Origin of the sequence: Fibrobacter sp. UBA7003 (genome assembly GCA_002449765.1) — a bacterium.
Classification (GTDB): Bacteria; Fibrobacterota; Fibrobacteria; order Fibrobacterales; family Fibrobacteraceae; genus Fibrobacter.
Genome location: DJXN01000014.1, coordinates 130,646 through 147,603, shown reverse-complemented (window position 1 = coordinate 147,603; position 16,958 = coordinate 130,646). Strand labels below are relative to the sequence as shown.

The following is a 16,958-nucleotide window of genomic DNA, read 5'->3' as shown; positions in this document are numbered from 1 at the left end:
CGGGGCCTCCCCTTTTTTATGAATATATAGGTGGATAGAGAACGATGAAAAAAATCATTCTTGTCGCGGCAGTTGTGTGCTCCTTTATTGGAACTTCCTTTGCCGCATCGGATCCTTGCAAGGAAAAGACTAGCGAAGCGAAAAAAATGCTTGCCAAGTGCAAGTCCATCGGAAAGGGCAAATCTGGTTATGAACAGTGCGCCAATTCCTATAAGGTCATCAAGAACCAGGCTGAACAGGCTTGCCGTTCTGGTGGTCTCGACGAAGAGGGTATGAAAAAGGCTATTGCCCAGTGGGAAAAGCTTGCCAAGGGCGAAACCTGTAAGGGCAAGCTTTCTGACCGCTGTGCAGGCGCCCTCCAGCAACTGGGTCACTACCAGTTCATGCTCGAAGAAAAGCAGTTCTTGGACATCCAGGCCCAGTACGAAGAAGATGTTGCCTGGTGTGCCGACCGCGATAACAAGCCGGCCAAGTGCGCCAACATCAGCCAGTATCCGAAGGCCGATCACCAGAAGGCTCTGGGATACTTCCTCGAGTACATCGACAAGTACCCGAAGGCCCCGAAGATTCCGGTGGTGCTCTACCAGGCAGCTGCCGTGCAGGAAGCGAGTGGCGAAGACGCGAAGGCTTTCAAGCTTCGTGAACGCCTCGTCAAGAACTTCCCGAACGACGGTCTCGTGCCGAAGGCTTGGCTCCGTATCGCTGAATACCACTTCATGAACCGCAAGTTCAAGGACGCTATCGCCGCCTACAAGAAGGTGACTGGCTTCGAGAACCTCACCGGTAAGGAAGCGGCCCTCGCCATGTACCACTTGGCTGAATCCTACTACAATATTGCCGAATACGAAACTGCTGCTTACAAGTACTACGAATACATCATCGGTGCCGACAAGGGTAAATATCCTAACGACCTCCGCGCCGAAGCTATGGACTTCATGGCGGCCTCCTTCTCTGACTTGGAAGGTGGTGGTGTCGCCGAGGCCGAATCCTTCCTCAAGGACAAGAAGGTTCCGTTCAAGGATTCCGTGTACTACCGCATCGGTATGAAGAACAAGGATCATGACCGTAACGAAGAAGCGGTCCAGTCCTTCAAGCGCTTGATGCAGATCAACCCGGACTACATCGATGCTCCGCTTGCCGATATTGCCATGATCGAAATCTTGCTCGTGCAGCAGAAGTTCGACGAAGCCCAGCAGTACCGTTACGTTGTGGTGAAGCGCTACGACAAGAATTCCTCTTGGCGCAAGAAGAACACCAAGTATAAGGAATCCGTCGCGAACGCCGACAAGGCCATCCGTGGCGCTATGCTCGAAATTCCGCACTACCATCACCAGCAGGCCGCGAAAATCACCAAGGAAGGTGATATCGAGGGCGGTAAGAAGCGCTATGCAGAAGCTATCAAGGCTTACGAAGCATTCTTGACCCGTTACAAGAACGAGCCGACGTGGGATGAATACACCGTGCATATCGACCTCGCTGCCGCCTACCAGGAAATGGGCCAGCATGCGAACGCCGCCAAGATGTTCAACTGGATCGTCGATACCGATACGACTCGCTATGGTCGCCGCGCACTCGGTTCTGCAGCGCTCCTGAAGAAGGAAGAAGCTGCGTACAACGCCGTTCTTATGATGGACCAGGCTCGCGAAGAGGCCTTGAAGACCAAGGCTCAGGGCGATACGGTCAAGGCTTACAGCCTCCCCGAAACGAAGGCGTACTTCGCCCAGGTGGACAAGTACATGCAGAAGTTCGGCCAGAACAAGGAAGCTGCTGAACTTGCCTACAACGCTGCTCTCGTCCATTACAATGCAAAGCAGTTCTCTGTTGCGGTCAACGTTCTCCGTGAACTTCGTACGAAGTATCCGAACCACCAGTACATCCTGCTCATCAGCCAGATGCTTGCCAAGTCCCTCCTGGAATCCAACCAGCTTGACGAAGCCCTTAAGGAATTCGAATGGCTGTTGAAGCAGTACACGCAGGTGAAGGCCACCAAGAACGACTCGATGGCCAAGGAAACCGAGAAGGCTATTGCATTCGTGCTCTACCAGATGGCAGAAAAGTCCGTGAAGGAAGGCCAGTACGAGAAAGGCGCTAACGCTTACCTTGCTCTCGTGAAGCGCTACCCGAAGGTCGAAATTGCCGACAAGGCCATCTTCGAAGCCGCTGCCGCATACGAAAGTGCAAACCAGTACACCAAGGCTGCAGAAACCTTCATGATTTTGCCTAAGCAGTATGCCGGCTCTCCCTTGACTATCAAGGGTGTGCTCCGTGCCGCTTCCGCCTACAAGAAGGATAACAAGCCGCAGCTTGCCGCAACGACGTTCCTCTTCATCACGAACAACTTCCCGCAGGATTCCATGGCCTTCCAGGCTATCGGCTTTGCTGCTGCCGTGTATGATTCCATCCCGGATAAGAAGAATGCCGCTGTCACTTATGAACTAGCCTACAAGCGCTACCCGAAGAACGAGAAGACACCGAGCTTCCTCTACAGTGCCTGCTTGAGCTACGACGAAGCGAAGATGACCGACGAGGCTATCCGCTGCTCCAAGGATCTCGTGCGTGATTATCCGAAGAGCACCTACGCTCTCGATGCTGCGTTCTCCATCCCGATGGCCTACGCGAATGCTAAGAAGTGGGATCTCGCCGCTTCCGAATACCATAACTTCATCAAGATGTACCAGGAAGACAAGGAAAAGCTGATTGCCGCTTACATCGGTGCAGCCCGTGCCTACATGGAACTCAAGGAAGAAGACAAGGCTATTGCCGACTACGAACAGACCCTCAAGAACTACGACAAGTTCGGTCTCCAGATCAAGAACGCTGACCCGGGCGTCCCGGCCGAAGCCGCCTTCTACATGGGCGAACACGAGTTCCACAAGATGGACCCGATCGTGCTGAAGGGTAAGGAAAAGGATAAGGCGAAGATCGTTAAGCAGTTGGTCGAAATCCTCCAGAAGGCGATGGGCCACTACTCCAAGTCTGCGGCCTACGCATCTGAAAAGTGGACCTTCCGTTCTACCAATAAGATGGGTATGCTCTTCGTGACCATGGCCGCCAAGATTCGTGAACAGGAAATGAATGCTAAGAAGGAAGACGAAAAGTTTGCCGAACGTATTACTATCGTGCAGCAGCTGCCGAGCTACTACGAACAGGCCCGTCCGATCTTCCAGAAGAACATCGACCTTGCCCGCGACCAGGGCTTCTACAACAAGGACGTGATCGAGGCCGAAGAAGGCTATATCGAGATGTTCTACCAGGGTTGTGCCGTGTTCGTCGAAGTGGCTGACGCCTTCGCGAATGCACCTCTTCCGGATAGTGCGCAGATTGTTGCTTACTACGTTGCGGAAGAAGGCATGACCAAGGAAGACGCTATGGAAGCCGTGCACGAAGACCAGGAGGCCTACCGTGAGGAATTGGCCAACAAGTCCGACGCTTCCAAGCAGCTCGCTATTCCGCAGTGCGCTACGGGTATCAAGGCTTCCGCCCACTACGGTATCGACAACCAGTGGACTGCAAAGTTGTTCGAAACCCTGCGCAGTTTGGACGAGGCTAACGAGGTTCTTGCAACAAAGATCGAGAAATTCGACCCGTCTACGCTGTTCTCTGACCCGGCGTACTTCAAGACTAAGGCTCGTATCGAACAGATTTCGAAGTCCGAAGTCATGACTCCGGAAGAAAGGATCAACACTTTCCGCGAAATCATCAAGGATGCGAAGGCTGAGGCCGAAAAGCTCCGTGCTGAACTCGCCGACCTCCAGAAGCAGATTGCTTCGGGCGTTTCCGCACCGGCTTCTGAACCCGAACCTTCGATGTCTGAACCCGAACCGGAACCGGAAGCAGCTCCCGCTGCTCCCGCCAAGAAGAAGGGTGGTAAGAAGAAGGGTAAGAAAAAATAGCGGTAAAATCTATTTTACGGGGGACCTCGTTCATGGGTTCCCCCCTATTATTTGGGTTTTTTAGGGGGTGAAATGGTAGTAAATATAATTTTACCCGTTTTACCCTCCTAAATTGCTCTAAAAAAAATAAATATGAACAAAGATTTCAAAAAACAAAAACAACAAACAACACTCTAAAGGAGTACTCTAATGTCTAAAATGCTTCAATCCTTCAGCCCTGAATCCGATGGTTGGCAGTTCATGTGGATCATCCTGGCTGTGTTCATCATCGGTCTCGGCATCTCCATCGAACGTATCATCTACATCATGGTGAAGAGCTCCAAGGGCCGCGCCAAGTTCCTCGCTGATTTCGGTAAGCTGATTAGCTCGCAGCAGTTCGACCAGGCTCTGAGCCTCGCCAATGCTACCAACCTCCCGGTTGCCCGTATCATGTCTGCGATCGTTTCTAACCGTGCCGGTGGCCGCGAAGGCATGCAGGCTGCTTGCGATGCAGTGTTCCTGACTGAAGCTCCGCGTCTGACTCGTTACATTAGCCTTGTTTCCGTGATGGCTTCCATCTCCACGTTGCTCGGACTTATGGGTACGATTTACGGTCTGATCTACACATTCGACGCTGTGGCTAACAAACCCGCTTCTGAACGTGCCAAGGCTCTTTCCGACGGTATCGCTATCGCTATGGGTACGACGCTTGAAGGACTTCTCTCCGCAGTGCCTCTCCTGGTCATTGTGGGCTTCCTCAACATGAACTCTGAACGCCTTATCCAGGAAATGGAAGAAAAGGGCCTCAAGATTATCAACTCCCTTTGCTAATCACTAATAAGAGTTAGTTTTTAAATGGAGTTTTAAAACATGGCAAAAGAAGTCAAGAAACCAGCAAAGCCTGAAGAACCGGACCTGTTGCCGGCGATGGGCTTGTTCACCATCCTGATTCCTATGCTTTTGTCCATGGCTGCTTTCTCTAAGCTGGCTATTGTCCAGGTCAACCTGCCCGAACGCAGTATGATGACCAACTCTGACGAACAGCCAGAACCTGACCAGCAGGCTTTGAACCTGTCGCTCGGCATCACGAACGATTATCTCGTGATTGGTGCCCGTGGCGGTTTCCAGCCGAACGTCTATTTCAAGGAAATGTGGACGTTCCGCTGCAAGTCCGATGCCAAGCTGATTACGCATGCCGTTGAAGATGTCAAGGCTGCGGTAGAAAGTGGGCATGGCCCGAAATGCAAGGATGGTAGCGAGATGGATAAAGAGAAGTATCTCTATGAAATCGAAGCTATCGAACTTTGGGCTATTCACAAGGAATCCGAAGAAGATCCGGGCCGCGTGATGTGGGCTCTCTACACGAACGGCGGAACGGCCGAAGAACCGATCGCCGACAGTGCCTATGTCAACGGCAACAACGACTTCCTCTCGCTTCCGGGCGAAGGCCCCATGGGGCTCACTCCTCCGCCGGCTTTGAAGAAGCCTGCTGCCGGAACAGCCCTTGCGACCCTTACCCCGAACTCTGCACGTCAGCTGAAACCTGATGTTGCGGCTAAGAATCTCATCTACCCGCTCTCGGCTTACGACCTGATCGCTAAGGATCTGATCGCAATCCATACGCAGTTCATTGACCTGGAAGACGTCGACAACATCATTATCGTGGCTAACTACGATACGCAGTTCGACAAGATCATCCAGCTCATGGACCGTTCTAAGGAAGCGGGCTTCAGCAAGATCAACCTTGCGCTCTTGGGAGGTTAATCATGGCTAGAAGAACTCGTAAATACGCAGACGACGTCCCGTTCTCGATTACCTCGATGATGGACATGATGACCATCATCCTGGTGTTCATGATCAAGAACATGGACGCTGAAGGTCAGCTTTTGACCCAGGCCGAGAACCTGATTCTTCCGATTTCCACGTCCAAGCTCCAGCCGACTGAAGTTTCCTTGACCATCGTTATCGATGCGAACAATGTCGTGGTCGATAATGAAAAGGTTGTGGCAACTTCGGACGTGAACGAACAGGAAGACCTTTGTGTTCAGCCTGTGCTCTCAACACTCTACCAGAAGCGCAAAGCTGAAGTGGATCAGCGCTTGCGTCAGGGCCAGCCCGCCGACGAAGCCGGAAGCGTGGTTGTCCAGATTGACAAGAACATCCCTTACAACGTGATGTATAAGGTGATGGCTACCTGCGGTATCGCCGGTGTGCCGTCCTGCACCTCTTCCGAAGGCGAAGCCGGTTACGAGAAGATGAGTGGCTATACGAACGTTTCCTTTGCTGTTATGGAAAAGAACGGAGGGGAGGAATAATCTATGGCTAAGAAAAATACTCCTGTAGATCCGTTAGTTGCATCTTTGATGCCGGAATCCGACAAGAAGATGGGCGCCATTGCTGGCGGTTCCGTGCTTGTCGCTCTCGCCCTTTCTTTCTGGGCTTCCATGTACGAAGCGGTCGTCGATGAAGTTATCTTCGACACTTCGGAAGGTCCGGACCTGACTGCTTCTATGTCCATGGACGAGAAGAAGGAAGAAAAGAAGGAAGAGAAGAAGAAGGAAGAACCCAAGAAGCCTCGTAAGAAGGCCGGTGGCGGTGGTAAGCCGCGTGGTAAGGGCCAGCCGAACGCTCCGCAGACTCGCGGCGTGCTCAAGCTCCTTACTGCCCAGACCAAGACTGCCAGTGCTGCTGCTTACGACCTCATGAAGAACCAGAAGTTCACCAAGGACATCGACAAGGTTCTTAAGGACGTGGCTGGCCTCCAGACGACGGGTAAGACCGTTCTCGGTGGTCGTCGCGGTAAGGCTGATGGCGGCTTCAACGAAGGTTATGCCGAAGGTGGCGCCGGTGGTATCGGCGACGGCCTTGCAGGCCTCTTCGGTGGCGGCGGTGGCGGTATCGCTACTAAGGCCAAGGGTAACATCAAGACCCCGTCTGCTCGTGATATCGACATGGGTGCCGGTGGCGGATCCCGTTCCGCTGCGGACATCATGAAGGTCGTGCGCCAGCGTACTCCGGGTCTGCGTCACATCTATAACAAGTTCCTGAAGAAGAAACCGGGATTCCAGGGTAAGGTTACCTTGAAGTTCACGATCGCTCCGGGTGGCGAAGTTATCAGTATTTCCATTGTGTCTTCCACCACCGGTTACGGCGAATTTGATGCTCAGGTCAAGAGCGCTGTCAGTAGGTGGACGTTCAGCAAGGTCAAGTCTGGTAACACGACTGTGACGATTCCGTTTACCTTCACCGAATAATCCGTATTTGGCTGAAAAAAGGACCAAGCCCAAAAAGCTTGGTCTTTTTTTATTTTTCTATTGCGTTTTTGATTATTTTAATCTAACTTTATACTAGAATTTTTAATAGGAGTCCTCAAATGAAGTTGAGATCTGCAATTGCCGTTGGAACAGCTTTTGGCATTCTCGGGGTCGGTTCTGCTTTTGCAACCTTCGCCCGTATCGAATCCATGGGCAAAAATACCACGTACATCATGGATGATGTGAGCATTTTTGACAACCCTGCAAACATCAATCTCTACCCGAATTACTTGATCGGTGAATTCGGTCCTTACACGCAGGATGTCCCTGCCGGTACGAACCAGGACCCGATGTTCCCGAACTTCGGCGGCATCTTCTCGCTCTCCCTCGGTGACGAGAATAATCCGGATCCGCGTCTCTCCATCGGCGGTCTCTTCGGACGAATCAATAATGAACTCGCTCGCTTCTTGCCGACATACGTGATTGGCGAGAATGCCCGCGTGATTTCCAGGGTCCCTGAAACGGTGACGAACTTCGATGGCTTCCTCGGTGGTACGCTTTCTAGCGGAGACGCCTGGGGCTTGCACGTTTACATCGCGCATCAGGATGGCGGTACTGAGACCCCGAGCGGCCTCTACCAGGTCGATGACAACGCCTACGCTTCCATCGTGCAGGCCGACGCAGGCTTGAATATGCAGTTCGGTGGCAACATCGATTTCGAGTTCTCCTTCGCTCTTGCCCGAATCCAGTTCGGTCCGGACCACAAGAACTTCTTCGATGACGGCGACTTTAGCTTCCTCGTCAAGTCCCGTGCATTCTTCACTCTCGAAGCGATTGACGGCGAACTCGTTCCGGCCCTCTCCGCGAATTTCATCGAGGCCCCGGGCATCGACAACAAGCATGCGCAGGTCGGTGTCGGTATCAATGTCGCCCTCGACCGTGGTTTCTTCTGGTTGGGCGCCGACTTCATCTGGGATCAGCTGAAGGCTCACGACTGGACCTACAACTACGCAACGGGTGAATCTACCTACAACTCCCAGAACAACGACGATCCGGCTTGGGACAAGCGCCGTGACATCGGCGGCATGATCAGCTTCGGTATCGAACGTAACATCTGGTGGGATTGGTTCGTGATTCGCGTGGGCGGCCAGAAGTCCATCCTCTACACGAGCTGCGACCAGCACGACAAGAACAAGGGCAAGAACGGCGTCTGCAACGACGACGGCAACTTCTTCAGCACGAACCCGCTTGCTGATGGCACTGCCGACGACCACGTGGGCTTTGGCTTCGGTATCAACATCGAAGAGAAGCTGAAGATCGACGTGACGGTTGCCGAAGACCTCCTCTTCAGGAACCCGTTCCAGGGCGAAGGCCGCATCTTCTCCAGAATTTCTGCGACTTACTCCTTCTAGTCGAGAACGGACAAGCTATTGAGGAACGCCCTCTTTTGGAGGGCGTTTCTTTTTATTTTTAGGACATGAAAAGAGTCATATACCTTTTGGTCGCCTTGCTCCTTGTCGGCTGTTCCGAACGGACCGACCGCATTGAGAACAAATTAAACACCTATGTGCAGGAAGACTTGAAGTTCATCGTCGCACAGACAATCCATGCTTCTGGAGATAGGAGCGGCATCTTGGATACCCCTTATTATCGCATCAAGGATTTTAGGCTTTTCCAGGGTGACACGGCCGCTATCTATTCGGCATATGCCGAGGTGGACTTCTTCATTTATCAGGACATCCAGATGCACGAGAAGCGCAAGTACCGCTACGACGCCCATGCTAGGCAGTGGGACCGCTATTACAAGGCGCTTAAATTCGGGCAGGATTCCTTGGATCGCAAGGAAAAGCAGAAATAAAAGTTTTATATTTTCGCTTGTAAGGATTCACCTTTTCAAAGGACCATATTTTGTTCGGACTCTTCTCCTGTGATATCGGTATCGACCTGGGTACGGCGAACACGCTCGTTCACGTGGCAGGCCAGGGCATTGTCATTAACGAACCCACGGTGATTGCCGTGGACAGCAAGAACAATCGCGTGTCGGCGATTGGTTTCGAAGCGAAAAAGATGCTCGGCAGGACCCCGGGTGAGACGCGCGCCGTGCGCCCCATGCGCGATGGCGTGATTGCGGATTTTGAACTGGTGGAAACCTTGCTCCAGACATTCATCAAGCGCGTGCAGAAGTACCCGCTGTGGATGGTAAAACCCCGTGTGGTGGTCGGTGTGCCGAGCGGTATCACCGAAGTGGAAAAGCGCGCCGTGATCGATGCTGCGAAGCAGGCGGGTGCAAAGGAAGTTCACCTGGTGCATGAACCGATGGCTGCAGCTGTCGGTATGGGCATCCCGGTGGAAGACCCTGTGGGAAACATGATTGTGGATATTGGCGGTGGAACTTCCGATATCGCGGTTATCGCACTGAACGGCACGGTTTGCAACGCATCCGTGCGTGTGGGCGGTGACGAGATGGACGAGGCGATTGTCCGCTACCTGCGCACCATGTACAACCTCCATGTGGGCGAGAGCACTGCCGAACAGATCAAGATCCAGATCGGTTCTGCAAGCCCGCTTGAAGAGGAACTTTCGATGGAAGTCAAGGGCCACGACTTTATCGCCGGTATGCCGCGTACGATGACGATTTCGAGCACGGAAATCCGCGAGGCCTTGAACGAGCCCGTTACGGCCATTATCGAAGCCGTGAAGCAGGCTTTGAGCATTACGCCTGCCGAACTTTCTGCGGATATCTACGACAAGGGCATCATCATGACGGGTGGCGGATCCCAGCTGCGCGGCTTTGACGAACGAATCCGCAAGGAAACGGGACTCTCCGTGAACGTGATCGATGAAGCCCTGGTGTGCGTCTGCAAGGGCGCTGCCCGCATCCTCGAGGATTTGGACAAGTACCGCCCGGTGCTGATTGCATCTTCCAACTAGCGGGGTGATTGTCGGGTCCGATGCTCAGGGCTTTCCGCTTTATAGTCGAACTTTTTACCCAGAGGCATGGCGTTATCGCTTTTGCCTTTTTCCTGTTGGTAGGACTCCTGATGCGGCAGGCTCCGCTGAGCGTGCGCGAGAGCATTGTCTCTTCGGCGCTGGGGACGGTGTTTTATCCGGCGCAGGTGATTATTTCTTCTGTTAATTCGGTTCGGTCGGTGACGGCGGAGAACCAGCACCTGAAAGAGGAAAATGCGCGCCTGCGGCAGGAAACCTACTATGCAAGTGAGGGGTTGCAGGAATTGGCTCGACTGCACACGTTGGTCCGGTTTGATGACAAGTGGGATTATCCCATTGTGACTGCGCGTGTAGTGGGACACAATCCGGGAAGGTTCCTCACGACGCTCGTGATAAACAGGGGCTCTTCGCATGGGGTGAAGGAAAACATGCCCGTGTTCTCGATGAACGGCCTGGTCGGAAAAATTACGAAAGCGGCCTATACGCATTCCCGTGTCCAGCTGCTCGTCGACCCGAACCTTAAGTTGTCTGTGCTCGAACGCAAGTCTCGCGTGGTCGGGTTCCTGGAGTCTGTAGACGGGCATCTGCTTACGGCCATGATCCCTTCGCATGCGGGAGTCAAGGAAGGGGATACCCTGATAACGTCCGGGCTTGGCGGCATTTTCCCCAAGGGGATTCCTGTGGGTACGGTGAAGGCTGTGCGCAAATCCGACCTCGACGTGATGCGGCAGATGGATGTCGCGCCTTTCCAGGAGTTTTCTTCGCTTGAAGAAGTATTCGTGATGGAAAAGGAACCGGAATGGATTATCCAGGAGCTTCTTGATGAACAGTAACTGGAAATGGCTGCGTGTGTTCATCCTGTTCCTTGTCTGCTTCGCCTTGCAGACAACGGTGGCGGAATGGCTTCAGATTTTTGGTGCGGGCCCCGATTTCGTAATCATTCTTGTCGTTTCTATTGCAATCAAGCATGGACCTGCAGCCGGTGTGCTTTGGGGATTCCTTGCCGGATTTACGCAGGACGTATATGCTCCGGTGGAATGGCTCGGCGCGAATACGATTTCGCTGACGGCGCTCGGGTTCTTGGTGGGGCAGTTGGAAGAAAGGTTCTTGACGCTTAATTTACCTGCGAAGATCGGTGTCCTCGGTTTTGGATTCATGCTTTGCGATATGCTCTACTTCTTCTTGACGGGGCTCGAGAAGGATGTCGTTACGAACTTGTTCTTCTCCAAGACGCTTCCTGAATGCGCGTATACGATGGCTGTTGGTGCGGTGGTCTTCCATTTGTCCATCGGGAAGAAAAAGAAACATGCGTAGTTTGTCGGACAACGACAGCGTCCAGACGAGGAACTGGAATATCCTTGTGTTTATGGCGGGGGTTGTTGTCCTGGTCATAGTGCTGCTTTGCAGGCTCTATTCGTTACAGCATACCCATTACGACGAGAACTTCAAGCGCTCCGAGAAAAACCGCTTGCGTCGCGTGGAGCTTGTTGCCGAACGCGGTTATATCTATGACCGCAACGGGGAAGTCCTGGTGCGCAACCGTCCGTCTTTCCAGATTGCATTGCAGGCGCTTCACCTTCCGCGAAAAAAGGAAGGCCGTGACTCTGTCTTCAACCTGCTCCTGGGAATCAAGGACAAGAATGGCGCCCGCGTGTTCGATTCCCTTTCGCTGGATACGGCGTTCCAGAGGACCCGCTGGATAAAGAACAGGCCCATCCGCATTCTGGAGGATGCGTCTCCCGAGCAGGTGGCCGTGATAGAGGAACATTCGTCCGAGCTTCCGGGAGTCGTGACGCTTACGGAATCGAGGCGCGATTATCCATATGGGACGCTTGCGTCGCATGTGCTTGGCTACACGAGTGAAATTTCCGAAGAGCAGTTGAAATTGCCCGCGTTCGAAGGATACTCGCAGGGCGATCGCATTGGCCAGAAGGGCTTGGAACAGGAATACGATGCGGAGTTCCGCGGCAAGAATGGCGTGAAGCTTGTGGAAGTAAATGCTTTTGGCCGAGAGGTTGGCTCGCCGCGGGCGGTTGAGGGAATGGCTCCGGTTCCGGGGTATCACCTGGTATCGACGATAGACTTGAAGTTGCAGAAGGCCGCGGAGGCGGCGATTCCCGACAGCGTGAGGGGGGCCTTGGTCGCTATAGACCCCCGGAATGGCGAGATCCTTGCCATGGTGAGTTCCCCGAGGCTTGACCCGAACATCTTCTCGCTCAAGAAGCGTGAGCGCAATAAGGGTTGGGCGCAGGTTGCTCTGGACTCCCTGCGTCCGCTTACGAACAGGGCTGTTTCGGGTGTCTATCCTCCGGCGTCCGTATTCAAGCTTGTGACGGCGGGTGCGGGCCTTGAAAGCGGAATCCTGTCCGAATCCAAGTATTATCCAAAGTCCTGTACGGGCGGGTTCCAGTACGGAGTGCGCTACCAGAAATGCTGGGGTGTCCACGGGAACCTGAACGTGGTAAATGCCATCCGGCTTTCTTGCGACGTTTTCTTTTACCAGGCGGGTTTGGAAATCGACATGGCTCGTATTAACGAGTTTGCACGCCGCTTTGGTTATGGCGAGGAGCCGCTCGGTATCGACATTCCCGGAGAAAAGAGCGGTTGGCTTCCGGATTCCGCTTCGTTCAACGCAAGGAACAAACGTGTGGGGTGGCGTTGGGCGCGTGGGCTTATCCTGAACCTCTCGATTGGGCAGGGACAGCTGGTGACTCCGCTGCAGCAGGCGACTTTCATCGGTTCGCTTGCGACGAACAAGGGCGTGTACCGTCCGCATTTTATGAAGGAACTTCGGGATTCGCAGGGAAATGTCGTGCGACGCTACGAGCCTGAGATTATCCGTTCGGGCAAGATGAAACCGGAAACGCACCGGGTACTTTTGGCTGCCATGGATTCCGTGGTCAACCATCCGGGTGGAACGGGAAAGCGTGGTGCGATTCCGGGCATCCGTGTGGGCGCAAAGACCGGTTCGGGCGAATGGAAGAAGGGGGAGAAAACGCATGCGTGGTATGCGGCTGTCGCTCCGCTCTACGACCCGCAAATCGCTGTCGCCGTGATTCTGGAGGCTGCCGGTGGCGGCGGCTCGAAAGCGGCGCCTGTAGCAAGGAAAGTCCTCATGGCCTACTTTGGACTTGACGAGGAGGAAAAATGAGTTCTAAGTCTTTCCTTGATGTCTCGCTGAGGGTCGATTGGTTGTTCTTGGCTATTACGCTTGCGCTTATGACTTGCGGCATCTGCCTTGTCTACTCCGCGACGGCGAGCGACGAGATTGCTTTTTACGAAACGCTTTGGTTTAAGCAGATTATTTATTTTGTGGGCGGCTGTGTACTTGCTGCCGGAATCGTTTTCCTCAAGATTGACTGGCTGAAGCGCATTACGGTTCCGCTTTATGCCATTTCGCTTGTGCTTCTTCTGGTGGTTCTGTTTGTGGCGGGAGACGTGGTAAAGGGGGCCGGCCGCTGGATTGACCTTGGACTTTTCAAGTTGCAGCCTTCGGAGTTTGCCAAGATCTCGTATCTTCTCACGATTTCTTATTGGCTGTCCAGGCATCCGGTCAGCCTGTTCAAAATCAAGACGTTCGTGATTCCGTTCCTGCTCTTTATCGTCCCCTTTGCACTGGTGCTGAAACAGCCGGATTTGAGCACGGCGCTTGTCTTTATCGCGGTCACCTACATGGGATTCTTCTTTGCGGGGTTGACGTTTACGGATATGTTCTTGCTTGCAAGCCCTGTCTTGTCCGTACTCCTGTCGCATTCGCAGACGACTATTTTCCAGGTGCTGTGGGGCATGCTGATTTGCGCGGTCGTTTTCGCCCTGGTGCGGAGGAAACTGCCCAAGGTGCTTACGGTGTTTTTCTTGCTTGCGAACATTCTGGCGGGATATGCCAGTTCGATGGCATGGGGCATGCTTGAGCCACACCAGCAGAAACGCGTCAATACGTTCCTGGATCCGATGAGCGACCCCATGGGCGATGGCTACCAGGTGCTGCAGTCCATGACGGCCATAGGTTCCGGCGGCCTTACCGGGAAGGGATTCGGTAACGGCACGCAGACGAACCTTGCCTTTTTGCCGGAGGGGCATACGGACTTTATTTTTAGCGTGCTCGGCGAGCAGTTCGGCTTCATGGGCTGCCTTGCCGTACTTACGCTGTATGTGCTTTTCTTGTGGCGCGCCTCCTCGGCGTGCAAGCTGTACTCCGATCCGTTCATTACGCTCGCTACCATGGGCGCCTGTACGATATTCCTGTTCCACATCATCGTGAATATCGCGATGACGGTCGGGCTCATGCCTGTGACAGGGCTTCCGCTCCCGTTCCTTTCGTATGGCGGCTCCTTCGCCGTGACCTGCATGGTGCTGGTCGGCGGCATCCTTTGCATGCGCTACCAGGGCGGTCGTCAGTAACGCCCGGAATTCGGGGCGGGTTTAAGGCGAGTTGCAAAAAAAAATGAGGCAAAAGGTAACGTTTTGCCGTTTTGACCGTTTTTAGTAATAGAAGGACGGTCTTTGATGAATATTGCGAGAAATATTTCGAATTTTGTCTTTGGAATGGAATGCCTGGGATGCGGGTGCGCTTCGGAACGGCTGGACCCTTGGCTTTGCCCTGCTTGCCGTGAGGAACTTGGGCGCGAGGCGAAGGAGCCTTCGTTTCCGGGGCCGGATGTCGCCTGCCTGTTCCCGATGCGTCCGCTGACGCGACGGCTGATTCATGCGCTCAAGTACAGGAATTTACCGGGGATGGCGAGATACCTGGTCGGTCGGTCTTCGGCTGTTGGTCGGGGGGAGGTCGCCGACAGCATGAAGGAACTTGCTAGGCCGTTCTATTTTGTCCCGGTCCCGCTTCACCCGTCGAGGTTCAGGGAACGCGGCTACAACCAGGCGGAACGGATTGCCGCGGCGCTTGCCTCGCGCTTTGGCGGTCGGGTGTGCCGCTGGCTTGCAAGGTCGAATTTCCGAGTGTCGCAGACGAAGCTTTCGCGAGAGGAGCGGGAGTGGAATGTCGCCGGAGCTTTTATTCCGAGGCTTCCTTCGCGGCTGCCGCGGACGGGGACTGTGTTTGTCGTTGACGACGTCTATACGACGGGGGCGACAACGATGTCGTGCATTGCCGCCTTCGGAAAGGATTTCCCGCTGGTTTTGAAAGTTTGTACGTTACTTTACGACGAACCGGCTTCGGCGGTGATGGACTACGCGGCGGATTGCGAGATGGAATGGGATGCCCGCTGGATTGGGTTTGGCAAAGAAAAAAGCCCCGGATGACGGGGCGTTTTAGCGGAGGAAGAGGGACTCGAACCCCCAAGCCTTACGGCGGCGGTTTTCAAGACCGCTGACTTACCAATTAGCCTATTCCTCCGAATTCAGCGCAAAGAATAAAAAAGAAAAGCAGTTTCGTCAATTGTTTTTGATGAATTTGTGAATAATAACTATCTTTGGGCTATGGAATCGAATGCGCAAGATTTGATGAATATTGTCGGAACGGCAGAGAGCAAACAGGATTCGGATAGGATTCTCGATTTACTGTTCTCCTACATGCCGAAAATTGCTGCCGAGCGTAGCCTGCAGAACCTTCTGGTTCTCATGGCGGATCTCGGACGTTCGCTTGTCCGGGCCGATCGCTGTTCTCTCTGGCTTATCGATGAAGACAAGAACGAGCTCTGGACGAAAGTCGCCCATGGCGTGAATGAGCTCCGTATTCCCATTACTGCTGGTTTCGTGGGCCATTCCGTGAAAACGGGCGAGGCTCTTTTGGTCGAGGACGCCTACAAGGACGAACGCTTCGATCACCGTAGCGACGAAAAGACGCACTACCACACCACGTCGGTGATGACCGTGCCCCTGATGAACGGGGCTGGCAAGGTGATGGGTGTCTACCAGGCCATCAACAAGCAGGGCGAGACTCCTGTTTTCTCGAAGCAGGACTTGGAACGCCTTGCGCTTACGGCTGTCTATTCCGCAAAGACGATTGAATCGGCTACCCTTACCGCAGAGCTCGAGGCCGCGAAGGTTGAACTGGAAGCGACCCAGAAGGAACTGATCCATATCTTGGGCGACGTATCCGAATCCAGGAGCCGCGAAACTGGGGACCATATCCAGCGCGTGGCCGAGATCTCTTACAAGCTGGCGGTCTACTACGGTCTTCCCGAACAGGAAGCCCAGCGCATACGTCTTGCAGCCCCGATGCACGACCTGGGCAAGGTGGGCATTCCCGATGCGATTCTCAACAAGCCGGGGCGGTTTACCGACGAAGAATATGCCGTAATGAAATCCCATGCCCAGATTGGCGAGCAGATCCTCCTTAAATCCAAGCGCGAACTGCTGGTGTTCGCCGCTTCGCTTGCGGGGGCGCACCATGAGCGTTGGGATGGCAAGGGCTATCCGAGGGGCCTCAAGGGCGAAGAAATCCCCCTGGCGGGCCGTATATGCGCCGTTGCTGACGTGCTGGATGCCCTTTCGAGTCCGCGCTGCTACAAGTCGGCTTGGCCCGAGGAGAAGGTCAAGGAAGAATTCATCAAGCAGAGCGGAATGCAGTTCCAACCGGAGCTGGTGGACGTGCTCGTGAAGAATTGGGACGATATCTTCGGCTGTTTCCGTAAAATTCGCGCCGAAATGGAGGCTGTCGCCGTCTAGGCGGGCTCCGTTAAGGATGTTTTGGCGGTTTTCTTGTAAAAACCGCCTTTTTTTGCACTTAAAATTTTTTTAGCAAAAAAAGAAAAACCCCGACTTTCGTCGGGGTTTTCGTGGTTCCGATTGGAATTGAACCAACGACACGCGGATTTTCAGTCCACTGCTCTACCAACTGAGCTACAGAACCATTTTGGTAGACCCAAAGATAGAAGAAAATGTGATTGTTGTCAAGGGTAAATAGAATATTACCGAAAAAATTTTG

The 16,958-nt window shown here is 53.7% G+C and carries 14 protein-coding genes and 2 tRNA genes; 14 read left to right on the top strand and 2 right to left on the bottom strand.

Features of this window, described 5'->3' with window-relative positions; genetic code table 11:
- Positions 1-44 precede the first annotated feature (44 nt).
- From B2952_RS11455 to B2952_RS11395, 13 genes are all read left to right on the top strand, one after another.
- Positions 45-3,893, top strand: a complete 3,849-nt coding sequence (locus tag B2952_RS11455; RefSeq protein WP_290726243.1) for a tetratricopeptide repeat protein — start codon at positions 45-47, stop codon at positions 3,891-3,893.
- A 189-nt stretch (positions 3,894-4,082) separates the two neighbouring features.
- Positions 4,083-4,703 (top strand): MotA/TolQ/ExbB proton channel family protein, encoded by a 621-nt coding sequence (locus B2952_RS11450; protein WP_173365556.1) that lies wholly within the window; start codon positions 4,083-4,085, stop codon positions 4,701-4,703.
- A gap of 39 nt (positions 4,704-4,742) precedes the next feature.
- Positions 4,743-5,636 carry a biopolymer transporter ExbD gene (locus B2952_RS11445; protein WP_290734225.1) on the top strand — a complete coding sequence of 298 codons (894 nt, stop codon included), beginning with the start codon at positions 4,743-4,745 and terminating at the stop codon, positions 5,634-5,636.
- 2 nt (positions 5,637-5,638) lie between these two features.
- The gene (locus tag B2952_RS11440; protein WP_290726247.1) at positions 5,639-6,187 is read left to right on the top strand and encodes an ExbD/TolR family protein; all 549 of its coding nucleotides are present in this window, start codon (positions 5,639-5,641) and stop codon (positions 6,185-6,187) included.
- A gap of 3 nt (positions 6,188-6,190) precedes the next feature.
- Positions 6,191-7,126: an AgmX/PglI C-terminal domain-containing protein gene (locus B2952_RS11435; protein ID WP_290726249.1), complete on the top strand. Its 936-nt coding sequence runs from the start codon at positions 6,191-6,193 to the stop codon at positions 7,124-7,126.
- Between the two features lie 119 nt (positions 7,127-7,245).
- Positions 7,246-8,538, top strand: a complete 1,293-nt coding sequence (locus tag B2952_RS11430) for a hypothetical protein (protein ID WP_173365560.1) — start codon at positions 7,246-7,248, stop codon at positions 8,536-8,538.
- 65 nt (positions 8,539-8,603) lie between these two features.
- Complete coding sequence (locus tag B2952_RS11425) at positions 8,604-8,984, top strand: hypothetical protein (RefSeq protein ID WP_290728454.1); 381 nt, start codon at positions 8,604-8,606, stop codon at positions 8,982-8,984.
- Between the two features lie 50 nt (positions 8,985-9,034).
- Positions 9,035-10,057 (top strand): rod shape-determining protein, encoded by a 1,023-nt coding sequence (locus tag B2952_RS11420; protein WP_173365562.1) that lies wholly within the window; start codon positions 9,035-9,037, stop codon positions 10,055-10,057.
- Between the two features lie 110 nt (positions 10,058-10,167).
- Positions 10,168-10,908 (top strand): rod shape-determining protein MreC, encoded by a 741-nt coding sequence (gene mreC, locus B2952_RS11415; protein WP_290734227.1) that lies wholly within the window; start codon positions 10,168-10,170, stop codon positions 10,906-10,908.
- Positions 10,898-11,389, top strand: a complete 492-nt coding sequence (mreD, locus tag B2952_RS11410; protein ID WP_173365564.1) for a rod shape-determining protein MreD — start codon at positions 10,898-10,900, stop codon at positions 11,387-11,389. The genes mreC and mreD overlap by 11 nt, the downstream gene beginning before the upstream one ends.
- Entirely contained in the window at positions 11,382-13,226 is a 1,845-nt protein-coding gene (gene mrdA / locus B2952_RS11405) for a penicillin-binding protein 2 (protein WP_290726258.1), read from the top strand. The genes mreD and mrdA overlap by 8 nt, the downstream gene beginning before the upstream one ends.
- Complete coding sequence (gene rodA, locus B2952_RS11400; protein WP_173381870.1) at positions 13,223-14,476, top strand: rod shape-determining protein RodA; 1,254 nt, start codon at positions 13,223-13,225, stop codon at positions 14,474-14,476. The genes mrdA and rodA overlap by 4 nt, the downstream gene beginning before the upstream one ends.
- A gap of 105 nt (positions 14,477-14,581) precedes the next feature.
- On the top strand, positions 14,582-15,331 hold the full coding sequence (locus B2952_RS11395) for a ComF family protein (protein ID WP_173381869.1): 750 nt from the start codon (positions 14,582-14,584) through the stop codon (positions 15,329-15,331).
- Between the two features lie 13 nt (positions 15,332-15,344).
- Here B2952_RS11395 and B2952_RS11390 read toward each other — a convergent pair.
- Positions 15,345-15,425, bottom strand: a tRNA-Ser gene (locus tag B2952_RS11390).
- A gap of 83 nt (positions 15,426-15,508) precedes the next feature.
- Between B2952_RS11390 and B2952_RS11385 the strand changes: the two genes are divergently transcribed.
- Positions 15,509-16,699, top strand: a complete 1,191-nt coding sequence (locus B2952_RS11385; protein ID WP_290726262.1) for an HD domain-containing phosphohydrolase — start codon at positions 15,509-15,511, stop codon at positions 16,697-16,699.
- A 111-nt stretch (positions 16,700-16,810) separates the two neighbouring features.
- Here the strand turns inward: B2952_RS11385 and B2952_RS11380 are convergent.
- Positions 16,811-16,883: transfer RNA gene (locus B2952_RS11380), tRNA-Phe, on the bottom strand.
- Between the last annotated feature and the right edge of the window lie 75 nt (positions 16,884-16,958).